This window comes from Streptomyces sp. SudanB182_2057 (assembly GCF_964272715.1).
GTDB classification, from domain to species: domain Bacteria; phylum Actinomycetota; class Actinomycetes; order Streptomycetales; family Streptomycetaceae; genus Streptomyces; species Streptomyces rubradiris.
On the sequence record NZ_OZ186798.1, the window covers coordinates 2,378,544 to 2,393,491 of the forward strand.

At 71.7% G+C, this 14,948-nt stretch carries 11 protein-coding genes; 3 read left to right on the forward strand and 8 right to left on the reverse strand.

All coding sequences use genetic code 11. The features are described 5' to 3' along the window. The first annotated feature begins 3 nt into the window (after window positions 1–3). Together ACSURM_RS10060 and ACSURM_RS10065 are read left to right on the forward strand one after the other, a co-directional pair. A complete protein-coding gene (locus ACSURM_RS10060) occupies window positions 4–1,653 on the forward strand; it encodes an ATP-binding protein (protein WP_436954665.1) in 1,650 nt (549 codons plus the stop codon). Then, on the forward strand, window positions 1,650–2,330 hold the full coding sequence (locus ACSURM_RS10065; protein WP_436954666.1) for a DUF7342 family protein: 681 nt from the start codon (window positions 1,650–1,652) through the stop codon (window positions 2,328–2,330). Before ACSURM_RS10060 ends, ACSURM_RS10065 begins: the two co-directional genes overlap by 4 nt. 126 nt (window positions 2,331–2,456) lie before the next feature. On the opposite strand, the gene ACSURM_RS10070 is transcribed toward ACSURM_RS10065, so the two are convergent. The 4 genes from ACSURM_RS10070 to ACSURM_RS10085 form a co-directional block, all read right to left on the reverse strand. Further along, complete coding sequence (locus ACSURM_RS10070) at window positions 2,457–3,146, reverse strand: response regulator transcription factor (RefSeq protein WP_436954667.1); 690 nt, start codon at window positions 3,144–3,146, stop codon at window positions 2,457–2,459. Continuing rightward, the gene (locus tag ACSURM_RS10075; protein ID WP_436954668.1) at window positions 3,143–4,294 is read right to left on the reverse strand and encodes a sensor histidine kinase; all 1,152 of its coding nucleotides are present in this window, start codon (window positions 4,292–4,294) and stop codon (window positions 3,143–3,145) included. Before ACSURM_RS10075 ends, ACSURM_RS10070 begins: the two co-directional genes overlap by 4 nt. Next, window positions 4,291–4,812: a DUF1453 domain-containing protein gene (locus ACSURM_RS10080; protein WP_436954669.1), complete on the reverse strand. Its 522-nt coding sequence runs from the start codon at window positions 4,810–4,812 to the stop codon at window positions 4,291–4,293. Before ACSURM_RS10080 ends, ACSURM_RS10075 begins: the two co-directional genes overlap by 4 nt. A 413-nt stretch (window positions 4,813–5,225) precedes the next feature. Continuing rightward, window positions 5,226–7,349, reverse strand: a complete 2,124-nt coding sequence (locus ACSURM_RS10085; protein WP_436954670.1) for a DNA gyrase/topoisomerase IV subunit B — start codon at window positions 7,347–7,349, stop codon at window positions 5,226–5,228. Window positions 7,350–7,790: 441 nt separating this feature from the next. Here ACSURM_RS10085 and ACSURM_RS10090 point away from each other — a divergent pair, with 441 nt between their 5' ends. Continuing rightward, on the forward strand, window positions 7,791–8,021 hold the full coding sequence (locus ACSURM_RS10090; RefSeq protein WP_073939430.1) for a DUF7455 domain-containing protein: 231 nt from the start codon (window positions 7,791–7,793) through the stop codon (window positions 8,019–8,021). 90 nt (window positions 8,022–8,111) lie between these two features. Here the strand turns inward: ACSURM_RS10090 and ACSURM_RS10095 are convergent, their stop codons facing one another. The 4 genes from ACSURM_RS10095 to ACSURM_RS10110 form a co-directional block, all read right to left on the reverse strand. Continuing rightward, window positions 8,112–8,981 carry a serine protease gene (locus ACSURM_RS10095; protein ID WP_436954672.1) on the reverse strand — a complete coding sequence of 290 codons (870 nt, stop codon included), beginning with the start codon at window positions 8,979–8,981 and terminating at the stop codon, window positions 8,112–8,114. Window positions 8,982–9,121: 140 nt separating this feature from the next. Continuing rightward, a complete protein-coding gene (locus ACSURM_RS10100; RefSeq protein ID WP_436954673.1) occupies window positions 9,122–10,666 on the reverse strand; it encodes an RNA polymerase sigma factor in 1,545 nt (514 codons plus the stop codon). Window positions 10,667–11,102: 436 nt separating this feature from the next. Continuing rightward, complete coding sequence (locus ACSURM_RS10105) at window positions 11,103–11,990, reverse strand: FadR/GntR family transcriptional regulator (RefSeq protein WP_359046499.1); 888 nt, start codon at window positions 11,988–11,990, stop codon at window positions 11,103–11,105. A gap of 162 nt (window positions 11,991–12,152) precedes the next feature. Further along, complete coding sequence (locus tag ACSURM_RS10110) at window positions 12,153–14,930, reverse strand: ATP-binding cassette domain-containing protein (protein ID WP_436954674.1); 2,778 nt, start codon at window positions 14,928–14,930, stop codon at window positions 12,153–12,155. Window positions 14,931–14,948 lie beyond the last annotated feature (18 nt).

The following is a 14,948-nucleotide window of genomic DNA, read 5'->3' on the forward strand; positions in this document are numbered from 1 at the left end:
GGTATGCGCTCCACTCCCCCCGTACGCCGTCTGCGCCTCGGTCTGCCCCGGCGGATGTTCTCCCAGGTGCTGCTGATGCAGGTGGCGATCGCCGCGGGGGTCGCGGTGCTCGCGACCGGGCTCTTCCTGGCACCGCTGAGCGAACAGCTGGACCAGGAGGCGATGCGGCGGGCGCTGGCCATCGCCGCGACCACCGCGCAGGACCCGCAGATCGCCGAGGGCGTCCGGACCACCGCGCCGAGCGGGAACGGTCCCGTGCAGCGGGCGGCCGAGCGGATCCGGCGGGCCACGCACGCCGAGTACATCGTGGTGCTGGACCGCGACTGGGTGCGCTGGTCGCATCCCACGCCCTCGGAGATCGGCCGGCGCGTCTCCACCGACCCGTCCGACGCCCTGGCCGGCGAGGAGGTCATGGAGATCGACCGGGGCACCCTGGGCCGCTCGGCGCGCGGCAAGGTGCCGCTGTACGACGCCGGCCACCATGTCGTCGGCGCGGTCTCGGTCGGCATCGCCTACGACAGTGTGCGGGCGCGGCTGATCAGCGCCATCCCGGGACTCTTCGCCTACGCCGGCGGTGCCCTGGCGGTGGGCGCGCTGGCCGCCTGGCTGATCTCTCGACGGGTCCAGCGGCAGACCCGGGACCTGGCCTTCTCCGACATCTCGGCGCTGCTCGCGGAGCGCGAGGCGATGCTGCACGGCATCCGGGAGGGGGTGGTGGCGTTGGACCGGGGCGGCCGTATCCGCCTGCTCAACGACGAGGCGCGGCGACTGCTGGGGATCGGCGACGAGGCCCTCGGGCGGACCCCGGACGAGGCGCTCGGCGCGGGCCGTACGACGGACGTGCTGGCCGGCCGGGTGACCGGCACCGACCTGCTCACCGTGGGCGGCCAGCGCGTCCTGGTCGCCAACCGCATGCCCACCGGGGACGGCGGTGCCGTGGCCACCCTGCGCGACCGCACCGAGCTGGAGCAGCTGGGGCGGGAACTGGACTCCACGCGCGGCCTGATCGACGCCCTGCGCGCCCAGGACCACGAACACGCCAACCGCATGCACACCCTGCTGGGGCTGCTGGAGCTGGAGATGTACGACGACGCCGTGGAGTTCGTCGGCGAGGTGGTCGGGGACCACCGGGCCACCGCCGAGCAGATCACGGAACGGATCCAGGACCCGCTGCTGGCCGCGCTCCTGGTCGGCAAGGCGACCGTGGCGGCCGAGCGCGGGGTCGCCCTGGGCGTATCGGAGCGCACCCGGCTCCCGGACCGGCTGATCGACCCGCAGGGGCTGGTCACGGTGGTGGGCAACCTCGTGGACAACGCCCTCGACGCCGTCGCCGCCACCCCGCACGCGCGCGTGGAGGTCGCCTTGCGCGCCGAGGGCCGTACGGTCGTCCTGAAGGTGCGCGACACGGGACCCGGAGTGCCGGAGGACCTGCGCGAGCTGATCTTCACGGAGGGCTGGTCCACCAAGAAGCCGCCCGCGCACGGCAAGCGGGGCATCGGACTCTCCCTGGTCCGGCGGCTCGCCGAGCGGCAGGGCGGGAGCGCGACCGTGGGCCCGGCGCCCGGCGGCGGCGCGGAGTTCACCGTGGTACTGCCCGAGGCACTGGCCGAACCCGAATCGGTACCCGCGGGCGCCGAGGAGGAGGCGCGATGATCGAGGTCCTGGTCGTGGACGACGACACCCGTGTGGCCCGCGTCAACGCCGCCTACGTCGAGAAGGTGCCCGGTTTCCACGTGGCCGGCGAGGCGCACAGCGCGGCCGAGGCGTTGCGTCAGGTGGAGAGCCTGCCGCGGCTCGACCTGGTCCTGATGGATCACTACCTGCCCGACGACACCGGTCTCGCGGTGGTCCGGGAGATGCGCCGGCGCGGCCACCAGGCCGACGTGATCATGGTGACGGCGGCGCGGGACGTGTCGACCGTGCAGGCGGCCATGCGGCACGGGGCGCTGCAGTACCTGGTGAAACCATTCGCCTTCGCGGGGCTGCGGGCCAAGCTGGAGGCGTACGCCCAGCTGCGGCGCACCCTGGACGGCGGCGGCGAGGCGGAGCAGGCGGAGGTGGACCGGATCTTCGGCGCACTGTCCGCCCCGTCGGAACCCGAGTTGCCCAAGGGGCACTCCCCCACGACGGCCGAGCTGGTGCGCCAGGCGCTGCTGAGCGCCGAACGCCCGCTGTCCGCCCAGGAGATCGCCGAGCGGACGGGGGTGAGCCGGCAGACCGCCCAGCGGTATCTGAAACTGCTGGAGCGCACCGGCCGGGCCCGGCTGACCCTCAAGTACGGCGACGCGGGCCGCCCGGAACACCGCTACGTATGGGCGACCCACGTCTGAGCGCGAGGCGTGCGGCGGACACTTGACCACGTTGACGAACCCTGCCGTGCGGATCGCTGCTCAAGTCGGCCTCGGCGTTCTTGATGTTGCTGAGGTGGAGCGTGGGAGGAGGCCGTGAGGAGTCGGTCAGCGGGTGGGCGGTTTCGCCAGCCCCTTGCTGTAGGCATACCGCACGGCCTGTGCCCGGTCCTTGAGGTCCGCCTTGGCGAAGAGGTTGTTGATGTGGGTCTTCACGGTCGCGGTCGACACATGCAGTCTGCGGGCGATCTGCTGATTGCTGAGCCCCTCCGCGATCAGCACCAGGACCTCGACCTCCCGCGTGGTCAGCCCGTCGGGCGCCTCACCGGCCTCTGGCTCAGGTTCGGGCTCCGGTCGCGACAGCCGCTCCAGCAGCCGTCTCTGGACACTCGGCGACAGCCCCGCGTCGCCCGACAGCACGCTGTGCACGGCACGCACGATCTCGTCGCCGTCCGCGTCCTTGGTCAGATAGCCCCGGGCACCGGCCCGCAGCGCGGGAAACAGCGACTCGTCGTCCGAGAAGGTGGTGAGCACCACGACCTGCGTCCCGGGGTACTGCGCCCGGATCCGCCGGGTCGCCTCCACGCCGTCGCAGCGCGGCATCCTCAGATCCATCAGGACGACGTCCGGCGCGAGTTCACCGACCAGCCGCACGGCCTCCTCGCCGTCGCCCGCGGACCCCACGACCTCCACCCCGGGAAGCAGCCCCAGCAGCATCACGATGCCCTCGCGGACCACGGTCTGATCGTCGGCGACGACCACCCGCGCGATCCTCTCCTGCCCCTCCGTCGCTGTCATACGGGCACCTTCAGCGTCACCACGAACCCTTCCTCAGCCGGCCCCGCGTCCAGCGAACCGCCGAGCAGTTCGGCGCGCTCACGCATGCCCAGCAGACCGTACCCGCCGCCGGATCCGCCGAGTTCGCTCGGGCGGCCGCCCGAATCCCGGACGTTGAGCGTGACTTCGTGGTCGCTGTAGTCGAGCCGGACATCCACCCTGGCGCCCTGGGCGTGCTTGCGGACGTTCGTCAGCGCCTCCTGCGCCACCCGCCGCACGGCCTGGGACGCCTCGACCGACAGCGGTCTGCGTTCACCTGTGACGGTGACCTCGGCGCCGTCGGCCGTACGGGCGAGCTCGGTCAGGAAGTCCTCCAGCGGGGTCAGCTCGCCGCGCAGCGCGGACAGCGCCTGCCGGGTCTCGGCGAGTCCGTCCCGGGCCATCCCCCGGGCGGCCACCACGCGCTCCAGTATCCGTTCCCGGTCCGCACCGTTCTCGATCAGCAACCGGGCCGCCTCCAAGTGCACGAGCTGCGCCGAGAGGCTGTGTGCCAGCACGTCGTGGATCTCCCGTGCGATGCGGGCCCGCTCGGCGAGCGCCGCGGACTCGGCCTCGGCCGCGCGGGCGGCACGCTCCTGGGCGAGCAGCCGCTGCGCATTGCCCCGGGCTTCCGCGTCCAGCCGCAGGACGTACCCGGCGAGGGCCAGGCCGGCCACGGTGGCGGCCGTGGTCAGCCAGGCGTCGTCGGTGGACGCGGAGTACGCGGCCAGTGCCGCCGACGCGACGGGGACTCCTGCCCCGAGCGGCAGCCGTTCCAGCGCGCTGACTCCGCAGCCGCACCAGATGACGAAGGCCGGCCCCCTGAACCCCGTCGCCTCGGCGGTGGCCGCGACACCGAGGAGCACACCCATGAGCGCGAGGGACGGCACCAGCCGGTGCTCGTAGGTCGTCCGGAAGAAGGCCCAGGCGACGAGAGCGGCGAGTGCCACTCCCACCCCTGCCACGAGCCCTCCCCGCAGCCCGACGTGCCGCTGGCTGAAGGCGGCCCACAGCAGCATGGACAGCACCATCAGGCGGATCGTCCAGGCGAGCAGCCGCCGGGGCCGGCTGATGCCCATGGGGCCGAGCGCTTCGCGGGACGGCCAGCGCGTCCAAACGTTGTCTGTCACACGCGCTCCTTCCAGGCCGACGGGTTGTCGCCACCGTATGCCGGGGCGAGGCGCCTCGCCGGGCCGAAGGACTGGGCCCGCCAGGCCAGGATCCCGCCACGGACCAGCAGCGTGCCGGCGAGGCCGAGCATGACCGCGGAGCTCTCCTGGTGCAGACCGAGTGTGGTGCCGAAGGCCAGGACACCGGCTCGCAGGGCCATGCCCACGGTCCATACGGCGATGCTCGCCTTCGTGCCCTTGGTCCACAGGGTGCCGTCCGGCGCCGTCCAGAGCCGGGTGGTCCAGCCCCAGCCGACGCCGGTGGCCAAGCCGATGACCAGTTCGGCCGTGAGCAGGGCGGCGGATTCCGCGTGGTGGTGGGCGTCGAGTATGCCGGGTTCGCGCAGCGCGACCACGGCGAGGACGACGGGCAGCAGCCACCAGCGCCGGTCCGTGGCGATCGCACGGGCACGGAACTGCCTGGCGAACACCACGGCGACGACGGCCACGATCGCCAGCGCGTTGACGAGCCCGGACATATGAGCCTCCGTGAGCGGGAAAGTGCGGGGCCGCCGGAGCGAGCGCTCCCGGCACCTTCAAAGCTACGGAAATTCGCAGGTCAGCTGATCGGACCTGGGGTGGATCACGGGTGGAACCCCGGAGCGGCCCACCTCCACCCACGGGTGGAGAAAAACTCCGGGTCGGCTGGGTGGGGAACCTTCCAGTCCGCCTCCGGTGCCGGGCACCGCCGCCCCACCCATGACCATGCGGCCCCAGGCGGGCCCCAGCCGCTCAAGGCCAGGGTCCCGCCCGTCACGCCGACCAGCCAGTCACCGACACCGGCCGGCCAGGCGCTTCCGTCCCGTCGGCCGAGCCGCTTCCGCCCCGGCCCAGCACCCTTCCGCCCCAGCCCAGCGCTCTTCCGCCCGTCGGCCGGTGCTCTGTGCGGCGGCTACGCGTCGATGCGGGACCGGTCCAGCGTCGCCGCCGAGCTGGAGATGAACTCCTTGCGGGGAGCCACGTCATTGCCCATCAGCAGGTCGAAGACCTGTTCGGCGGCCTCCAGGTCGGAGAGGTTGATGCGGCGCAGGGTGCGGTGGCGCGGGTCCATCGTGGTCTCGGCCAGCTGGTCGGCGTCCATCTCACCGAGGCCCTTGTAGCGCTGGATGGAGTCCTTGTACCGGATGCCCTTGCTCTGGAACTCCATGAGCTTGTCGCGCAGCTCGCGGTCGGAGTACGTGTAGACGTACTTCTCCTGGCCCTTCTTCGGCTGGATCAGCTCGATGCGGTGCAGCGGAGGCACGGCGGCGAAGACCCGGCCGGCCTCGACCATGGGCCGCATATAGCGCTGGAACAGTGTGAGCAGCAGGCAGCGGATGTGCGAGCCGTCCACGTCGGCGTCGGTCATCATGATGATCTTGCCGTACCGGGCCTGATCGATGTCGAAGGTGCGGCCGGAGCCCGCTCCTATGACCTGGATGATCGCCCCGCACTCGGCGTTCTTGAGCATGTCGGTCACCGACGACCGCTGCACGTTCAGGATCTTGCCGCGGATCGGCAGCAGGGCCTGGAACTCGGAGTTCCGCGCCAGCTTGGCCGTGCCGAGCGCGGAGTCGCCCTCGACGATGAACAGCTCGCTGCGGTCGACGTCGTCGCTGCGGCAGTCGGCGAGCTTGGCCGGCAGGGACGAGGACTCCAGGGCGGTCTTCCGGCGCTGGGCGTCCTTGTGCTGGCGGGCCGCGACCCGGGTGCGGGCGGCGGCGACCACCTTCTCCATGACGACCCGGGCCTGGGCGGCGGCGTCACGCTTGGTGGCCGTCAGGAATGCCTTCAGCTCGCTGCTGACCACGTTGTTCACGATGCGGCGGGCCGCCGAGGTGCCGAGGACCTCCTTGGTCTGCCCCTCGAACTGCGGCTCGGCCAGGCGGACCGTGACGACGGCGGTGAGGCCCTCCAGGGCGTCGTCCTTGACGATGTTGTCCTCGGCCACGCGCAGCAGCTTCTTGGCGCGCAGCACGTCGTTCATCGTCTGGGTGAGGGCCTGCTCGAAGCCGGCGACGTGGGTGCCGCCCTTGGGGGTGGCGATGATGTTGACGAACGACCTGACCGTCGTGTCGTAGCCGGTCCCCCAGCGCAGCGCGATGTCGACGCCCAGTTCGCGAGCCACCTCGGTCGGGGTCATCTGGCCGTGTTCGTCCAGGACCGGGACGGTCTCCTTGAAGGTGCCCTTCCCCGAGAAGCGGAGGACGTCGCAGATCGCCTTGTCGTTCGCCAGGTACTCGCAGAACTCGCTGATGCCGCCGTCGAAGCGGAAGGACTCCTCCCCCTTGCTGCCGCCCTCGCCGAGGCCGAACTCGTCGCGGACGACGATGGTCAGGCCGGGGACCAGGAACGCGGTCTGCCGGGCGCGCTGGTGGAGGTTCTCCAGGGAGAGCTTGGCGTCCTTGAGGAAGATCTGGCGGTCGGCCCAGTAGCGCACGCGCGTGCCGGTGCGCGTCTTGGGGATCTTCTTGGTCTTGCGCAGGCCGCTCTTGGCCTCGAACTTCGCCTCGGCGCCGTCGGCCGCGAAGGCGCCGGGGACGCCCCGCCGGAAGCTGATGGCGTGCGTGTGGCCACCGCGGTCCACTTCGACGTCGAGGCGGGCGGAGAGCGCGTTGACCACGGAGGCGCCGACGCCGTGCAGGCCGCCGGAGGCCGCGTAGGAGCCGCCGCCGAACTTGCCGCCCGCGTGCAGCTTGGTCATGACGACCTCGACGCCGGACAGGCCGGTCCTCGGCTCCACGTCGACGGGGATGCCGCGGCCGTTGTCGCGCACCTCCACGGAGCCGTCGTCGTGCAGGATCACCTCGATGCGGTCGCACACACCCGCGAGGGCCTCGTCCACCGAGTTGTCGATGATCTCCCACAGGCAGTGCATGAGGCCGCGGCTGTCGGTCGAGCCGATGTACATGCCGGGGCGCTTGCGCACGGCCTCCAAGCCCTCGAGGACGAGCAGGTGCCGCGCGGTGTAGTTGGAACCGTCGCGGTCTGCTCCTGCCAGCAGCGCTGTGGACGGCACGGACGTCTCGGCGGTCACGCGGTTCGCTCCTCGCTGAATTTCAGATGGCCCCCTTCTGGGTAAGGGGGCGGCTTCGGTCGCCGCACAGAGGGTACCGAGCCCTGGTAGAGCCGGTGTAACGCCACCCTCGTCGGCATCTCACACTAGTCGAGCCTCGCATGCCTGTTCGATCCCTCGATGGAGTGAAGCACATATCACGTTCCCTTTGGGGCATGAACCATTTAGGCTCCGGGCACGTCCTCATGAACAACCGGCAACCCAGCCGGGAGGACGAGACAGCAAGAGAGCGCGAACCCGTACGCATACAAGACACGCAATACGGCACATTCGCCGCCAACGGGCAGCAGACGACCGTCCCCGGAAAAAATTTTTCGCGGGAAGGCCACGAGCGGGAACGTTTTCGGGCTGGTTGGATGTTGACCCTGGTACGACAGCTCGTCGAGCTAGAGAAGAGGCGACGTGACTACTGTTCTGACCCCCGCGAGCCCGCTGACGGCCGCCGATCGCTGCGACCGCTGCGGCGCCCAGGCATACCTGCGCGTCGTCCTGCTGAGCGGCGGAGAACTGCTCTTCTGCGCCCACCACGGTCGCAAGTTCGAGCCGGAACTCAAGAAGATCGCCGCTGAGATACAGGACGAGACCGAGCGACTGACGTCCGTTCCGGGCAACGCTTCCGAAGAAGAGCGCTGAATCTCGCACCCACGACGAGCCAGCCCCGGCACAGGCCGGTGATCGGGCGGCCGCTCCCCACCAGGAGTGGCCGCCCGTGCTCATATCCGCTCAAGCGCGCTCAGAGCCGCCGGGGTGCCGTTTCCCGGCCCCTGTGGCCGGCTCCAGCGCTCGTACGACCTCGGAGACGCGCGTGTAGACGCCGGGGTGCTCCGGGCGCCCGCAGCCGCTCCCCCAGGAGACGAGGCCGATCAGCCGTCCGGCGGCCACCAGCGGGCCTCCGCTGTCCCCCTGGCAGCCGTCCGGCCCTCCGGCGACCTCCCCCGCGCACAGCATCGTCGCGGCCCGGTAGGTGCCCTCGGGGCCGCCCGGATATGCCTTGTCGCACACGTCGTCGGAGAGCACCCGTACGTGTGCGGCCCGCAACCGCCGCGCATAGGCGCCCTCACCGGTCGTGTCGCCCCATCCGGACACCAGCGCCTCCGTACCGGGCCGGTAGGCCGGGTCGCCCGCGCGGGCCATGGTGATGACCGCGCTCTGCGGCAGCGGCCGGGCGAGCGCGAGGACCGCGAAGTCCCCGGAGTTGGTCGTGAGGTCGAACCGGGGGTTGAGCCGGATCTCCCGTACGGCGACCTCCTCGCCCTCCGCCGACAGCAGGTCGGTGCGGCCCGCGATGACCTTGAGGTCACGCACCCGGTTCGGCGGCACCCCGAGGGCTTCCTCGCTCATGCAGTGGGCCGCCGTGAGCACCGTGGTCCGCCCGATGGCCACGGCGCCGCAGAACTGCCCCGCGCGCGCTCCGCCGAACAGGTCACGGCTGGCCAGTGCGACCGTCCACGGGGCTTGGGAGACGTCTATCGGAAAGCCCCCCACGACCACCGCGCCGGCGGCTGCGGGAGCCGCGCCCACCAGCGGCATCGCGGCCATGGCGGCCGCCAGTGCCAGCGGCCGGACCAGTGCCCGGGCAAGGGAACGGCGCATGCATGCTCCTCACTCTCAGGTCCTCCTGGGGGACCCAGAGTGATCCACCGAGTGGGATCGCGCAGCACGAAGGCCCGGCTCCCGCGAGGAGAACCGGGCCTTCGCCGTCGTACTGTGCGACCTGGCCGAGCTGTCGCGGCCTAGTCCAGGTAGTCGCGCAGCACCTGGGAGCGGGACGGGTGGCGCAGCTTCGACATGGTCTTGGACTCGATCTGACGGATGCGCTCACGCGTCACGCCGTAGACCTTGCCGATCTCGTCGAGGGTCTTCGGCTGGCCGTCGGTGAGACCGAAACGCATGGAGACGACGCCGGCCTCGCGCTCGGACAGGGTGTCGAGCACGGAGTGCAGCTGCTCCTGCAGGAGCGTGAAGCTGACCGCGTCGGCGGGCACGACGGCCTCGGAGTCCTCGATGAGGTCACCGAACTCGCTGTCGCCGTCCTCGCCCAGCGGGGTGTGCAGCGAGATGGGCTCGCGGCCGTACTTCTGGACCTCGATGACCTTCTCCGGGGTCATGTCGAGTTCCTTGGCCAGCTCCTCCGGGGTGGGCTCGCGGCCCAGGTCCTGGAGCATCTGGCGCTGCACGCGCGCGAGCTTGTTGATGACCTCGACCATGTGCACCGGGATACGGATGGTGCGGGCCTGGTCGGCCATGGCGCGGGTGATCGCCTGACGGATCCACCAGGTGGCGTACGTGGAGAACTTGTAGCCCTTGGTGTAGTCGAACTTCTCGACCGCGCGGATCAGACCGAGGTTGCCCTCCTGGATGAGGTCCAGGAAGAGCATGCCGCGGCCGGTGTAGCGCTTGGCCAGGGAGACCACCAGACGGAGGTTGGCCTCCAGCAGGTGGTTCTTGGCGCGGCGCCCGTCCTCGGCGATGATCTCCAGCTCGCGCTTGAGCTTCGGGGCCAGCTTGTCGGCGTTGGCCAGCTTGTCCTCGGCGAACAGACCCGCCTCGATGCGCTTGGCCAGCTCGACCTCCTGCTCGGCGTTGAGCAGGGGGACCTTGCCGATCTGCTTCAGGTAGTCCTTGACCGGGTCGGCGGTGGCGCCGGCGGCGGCGACCTGCTGCGCGGGCGCGTCGTCCTCGTCCTCGTCGGACAGGACGAAGCCCGCGTTCTCGGTGCCCTCGGGCTCGTCGGCGACCTTGGTGTCCTCGAGGACCTCTTCGTCGAGAAGCTCGACGTCGTCCTTCTTGGCGGTGGTCTTCTTGGCGGCCGTCTTCTTCGCGACGGTCTTCTTGGCGGTCGCCTTCTTGGCGGCCGTGGTCTTCTTGGCGGCGGCCTTCTTGGCGGTTGCGGCTTCCTCGGCGGAATCGGCTGCGGCCGCGACGGTGGGCGCCGCGGGGGCGGCCGTGGTGGCGGTGGCCTTCCTCGTGGTCACCGTCTTCGCCGCGACCGTCCTGGTGGCGGTGCGCTTGGCCGGACTCTTCGCTGCGACGCTCTTGCGGGTGCGCTTGGGCTCTGCGGCACTGACCATCAGCGTCACACCCTCTTCCTCAAGAATCTGGTTGAGGCTGCGCAGTACGTTCTTCCACTGAGTGGCCGGAATCTGGTCAGCTTCGAAGGCCCGACGCACATCGTCGCCGGCGATCTGCCCCTCAGCCTTTCCCCGCTCAATGAGCGCCATGACAGAGACGGACTCGGCGATCTCCGGCGGGAGCGTACGGGATGTGCTGGCCGACACGAACAACCTCTCGGAACGTTGGAAAACGGCTTCCGGCACCGTCCACTGCGGACAGGAGCCGACCACCGGCCTGGGGATGGGCCGACGGCGCGGGCGGGGGCCGGGAAGATGCACAGCGCCATGCACGGCGTCCGTATTCCCTCCGCGGCTATCACCTCTTAGGTCATCGCGCTGTCTCCACGAGCGTTACGCCCATTCTGCGTGGCCCGAGTCACACCCCGTAAGTGGTCAAAAGCGGTCAGATGTGTGCAGACGAGATCACCAGTGGTCGCCGACCCGGTCGCCCCCGCAACCAAGGGGGGCTGCCGCATCGCCGGACTCCGCCGGACTCCAGAGGGTCCGGCGAGGTCCGGCGGCGGCCGGCATCCGGGTCCGGCGCCGCCGCGAGCACCACTGGGACGTCACACACTGGCGACCGCACCACGTCCCTCGCGGGTCAGTGCTCGCGCGGGGCGGGCACCACGCGCTCCACCTCCGGGTGGACGGTCAGCAGCTGACGCATGGCCGTCTCCGCCGCCGTGCCGTCGCCGGTGCCGAGGGCGTCGACGATCCGCGCGTGCTGGGCGAGGGACGCCTCGTTGGGGCGGTCACAGGCGGTGACCGGGCCGCCGGAGACCTGGAGTGCCGCCGAGACGATGCCGGAGAGGTGCTCCAGCATGCGGTTGCCCGCGATCTGGATCAGCAGCGAGTGGAACTCGGTGTCCGCGCGCGCGTAGGTGAGGGCGTCGCCCTGCGCCATGGCGTGGCTCATGATCTCGACCATGTCGCACAGGCGCTGCTGCACCTCCTCGCGCCCGTGTCCGGCGGCGAGGCGGGCGGCCAGCGGCTCGATCGTCCAGCGCAGCTCGCTGAGCTCCCGGCGCTGGTCGTCGCGCTGCGGCCCGAAGGCCCGCCACTCGATGATGTCCGGGTCGAGGAGGTTCCAGTCGCTGACGGGGCGCACCCGCGTGCCGACGTTCGGACGGGCGCTGACCAGGCCCTTGGCCTCCAGGACCCGGAGCGACTCGCGGACGACGGTGCGGGAGACCTCGAAGCGCTGGCCGATCTCCTCCGGCACCAGCGGTCGGTCCGCGCCCAGATCGCCGGAGACGATCATCTGTCCGAGCTGCTGGACGAGCTGGCCGTGCAGCCCGCGTCCGCGGCTGGCCGCGGCCCGCCGGCTGACCCGGCCGAGCTCGGGTTCCCCGCCGTCCCAGGCGGGCGCGCCGACGCGGTCGGCCACCGGGCCTTCGGCGTAGGGGTAGCGGTCGAGTTCGCCCGGGCCGACCAGACCTGAGTCTGAGGAGCGGGCGGCGGTCATCATGGTGTGCGCAAGGGTACTCACGGATCCTTTGTCGGCGCCGCCTCCAACTCCCTTGAGGTCTTTGGTGAAAAGCACACGAAAGGGTGATCGCTCACCCCGTCGCAATTGACGCCTTATCGGAAAGAAGTGGGCTTTCTCCGGGGAGTTGCGGGCAAAGCAGGACCAGAAGTGAACGAGGGGCGGTCAGCGCAGCCGGGTCCGCAGCGCCGTGAGCACATACGCGCAGAGGAGTCCCGCGAGCGACAACGCCAGTGCGCTGCCCACGGGTTGGGCGAGGACCCGCGCTGCGGCGAGCAGGTACCGCTCCCCTCCGAAGGGCCACTGCAGCAGAAAGAGCTCCCGCATCCGCACCGGGAAGTCCGCCGCCATGCGCACGGCCGGGCCCTGGAGCGCCTTGTGGACGAGGGGTACGACCAGGACGGGCACGGCGAGGACAGCGGCCAGCCCGGCGGTGGTGGACCGGAACACGCCGGCCGCCAGCACCCCCGCCCAGGAACAGCCGACGACCAGGCCGAACCAACTCGCGGTCAGCGAAAGCCAGTCCGCGGGAACTTCCGTCAGCTCCCGTCCGTAGACGATGTAGAGCACCTCGGCGTCGCAGCCCAGGACGAGGAAGGCGAGCAGCCCCGCGGTGGCTCCGGAGACGAGCAGTTTCGCGGTGAGCAGCCCCAGCCGGCGGGGGACGGTGCCGCGGTCGGCCGCCAGGGCGGGGTGGCGGAACTCGTCCCCGAAGGCCAGCGCGCCGAGCAGTCCGGCCCCGAGCGCCGCGGGCGGCAGCGGCAGTTCCCGCGGCCAGGCCGCGAACAGCCGCGCCTGCGGGGTGTGCCCGATCCTGGCGAGGAGTACGGCGGTGAGCGCGGACACGACGAGTACGACGCCGCAGGTGAGGAAGCCGGTGCCGATGCCGGCGGCGCGCCGGATCTCGTAGCGGAGGGGGCGCAGGGGGCTCGGGGCGGGGCGGACGGCGATGGGGGGTGGGAGAGGCGAGAGCACGGCGGCGCGGTCAGCGCCGGAACGGCCGACGTGGTCGTCCCGCTCCTTCCGGGCGCCGGGGTTCCTGGCCCCGGGCAGGAGGAGGCGAGTGCCGGATCCGGCCGGCGCGGGGGCGGGCGCGCCCTCGGACCGCGGCCCGGAGGGCGACGCGACCGCGCCTGACCCGGTCTCCGGGGCGGCCGCCGAACCGGCGGACCGGCCGTCGCCACCCCCTTCCCCGGCCCCGCCGGCCTCGGTCCGTGTCCGGCCGTCGTCGCGGGCACCGACCCCTGTGCCGGTGTGCCGGTGCGGCTGCCCTGCGGATCTTCCCTGCGCCTCATCCGCCATGCCGTGCGCACCGGATGCGGGGGCGGTAGGCGCCGTTCCGTCGGCCGGGAACGCCGCGGTGGCCGGGGCCGTATCGCGCGGTGAATCGCCGGGGACGGTCACTGGGTGGGCCGGTTCGGTCCGCTGAACGGCGCCCCTGGTACGCCCGCTGTCGGCACTCCGCGCCCGCTGCGAAGCCGAACGATTGGACGCCCACTTCCCTTCGGCCATCGGGGACAGGTCGGTCACCGCTGGTTCCGCCTGCGGTACGGGCGGGGTGCGCTTCCGTTGTCCGGCCGGGTGCCCGGACACAGTGGTGTTCCCCGTCGGGAGACCCTGTGCTGGTGTGTGCGGTTCCGGCATGGACCGGTTCGAGGCCGTCGAGTGGTGTCCGGCCGCCGCCCGGCCGGGCGAGACGGTCCACGGCTCCGCCACCGGCTCCGCGGAGCGTGCGTCCGCCGCCGGAAAGCCGGCCTTCTTGCTCTCCCGTGGAGCGGACTGCCTCGCGTGTCGCGGCTCCGCCGACACTTCGCGCGGGCTGCGCGCCGGGGCTTCGGGCGCGCCGCGCAATCCGACGCGGCGGCCGTCGAGGGCGGGTTCCGGCGCCGCGCGGTCGCGTTCCTTCGGCACTCGGCCGGCCGGGGTTGTATTCCCCTCCCGGTACGAGTCGCCGGTCGCCGCCGGGTCCTGCTCCGGCCGGGCCCACCGGTTGGCAGGCGGTGAGTCCGGTACGGGCGGCCGTGGTTCGGCGGGGCGCGCGCCGTCGTCGCCCCCGGGCCCGGCCCCCGGCCCCATGTCACCCACCTCGTCGGCGAGTTGGTGGACGAGGATGCCGTGGCGGAAGGCGATCTCGCCGACATCGGCGGTGGTGCTGCCGTACACCGACAGGCGGTTGCCGCCCTCGCGTACGACTTCGACGGAGCGGCGGGCGGTGCGGGCGTCCTTGGCCAGCAGGGCCGCGAGGCGTGCCGCGTGGGGACTGCGGACGGCCACTCGCCGACGCAGCCGGCTGCGGGCGAACACCCTTGCCTCCTGGTCGGCGACGAGTCTGCCGTCGTCGAGGGTGACGACCCGGTCGGCGGTGCGCGCCGCCTCCTTGGGCTCGGCCGTGGTGAACAGCACCGCGCCGCCCTGGTCGGCATGGGCCCGCAACATGCCGTGCAGCCACTGGGTCTCCCGGGCGGAGAGGCCGTCGGTGGGTTCGTCCAGGACGAGCGTGTGCGGGTCGGGCAGCAGGGCACAGGCGAGACCGAGTCTGCGGTCCATGCCGCGTGACAGCGTGCCGAGACGCTCCTCTCGGAGGCTGACGAGACCGACCACTTCGAGCACCTCGTCGGCTCGCCGCGCGGGAACTCCCGACGCCGCGCACAGCATGCGCAGATGACCGCGGACCGAGCGGGCGGGGTGGCCCGGCACATCACCGAGGAGTACGCCGACTTCTCGCGCCGGATGGGCGATCCGGTGCAGGGGCCGGCCTCTGAAGTAGGTGATGCCGCGCCCTTGTTGCAGCTCGAGCATGAGTTTGAGCGTCGTCGTCTTGCCCGCGCCGGCGCGTCCGAGGAGCGCGGTGACTTGCCCGGCGCGCGCCTCGAAGGAGACATCGTCGACGGCGGGCGGATGCGCCTTGCGGGGATTGCTGGTCAGTCCGAAGGCCTGGATCACCTGCAGCAAGATAGCGCG

Coding starts and splice junctions, on each gene's coding strand:
- ACSURM_RS10060 (WP_436954665.1), top strand. CDS start 4: ATGCGCTCCACTCCCCCCGTACGCCGTCTGCGCCTCGGTCTGCCCCGG.
- ACSURM_RS10065 (WP_436954666.1), top strand. CDS start 1,650: ATGATCGAGGTCCTGGTCGTGGACGACGACACCCGTGTGGCCCGCGTC.
- ACSURM_RS10070 (WP_436954667.1), bottom strand. CDS start 3,146: ATGACAGCGACGGAGGGGCAGGAGAGGATCGCGCGGGTGGTCGTCGCC.
- ACSURM_RS10080 (WP_436954669.1), bottom strand. CDS start 4,812: ATGTCCGGGCTCGTCAACGCGCTGGCGATCGTGGCCGTCGTCGCCGTG.
- ACSURM_RS10095 (WP_436954672.1), bottom strand. CDS start 8,981: ATGCGCCGTTCCCTTGCCCGGGCACTGGTCCGGCCGCTGGCACTGGCG.